Annotated in this window: 1 protein-coding gene; it reads right to left on the bottom strand. The window is 60.7% G+C overall.

Annotation, left to right across the window (positions count from 1 at the left end; translation table 11 throughout):
- Positions 1–35 precede the first annotated feature (35 nt).
- The coding region (locus RZA33_RS19880) for a hypothetical protein (protein WP_317510147.1) at positions 36–229 on the bottom strand (194 nt) is incomplete at its 5' end.

Genomic DNA, 229 nt, shown 5'->3' with positions numbered 1-229 from the left:
GACGACTACAAGCTGTTGGCCACGATCCCCGGCGATCAGGCCTTCCAGTCGCTCGACGCGTCGCGCTGCCCCCTGATCAAGAAGTAGATCGATCGATGGCGCCGGCTTCGTCCGGCGCCGCTTATCGTCCAACACAGGAAATCGCCATGCCCGGTACGATTCTGCAAAGCCTCGATCGCGGTCTCTTGACCATTACGATGAACCGGCCCGAGCGACGCAATGCGATCAA

The organism is Halovibrio sp. HP20-59 (assembly GCF_033052795.2).
In the GTDB taxonomy this organism is placed as follows: Bacteria; Pseudomonadota; Gammaproteobacteria; order Pseudomonadales; family Halomonadaceae; genus Vreelandella.
Note: the sequence above shows the minus strand (reverse complement) of the source record. Positions and strands in the feature narration are given on the sequence as shown.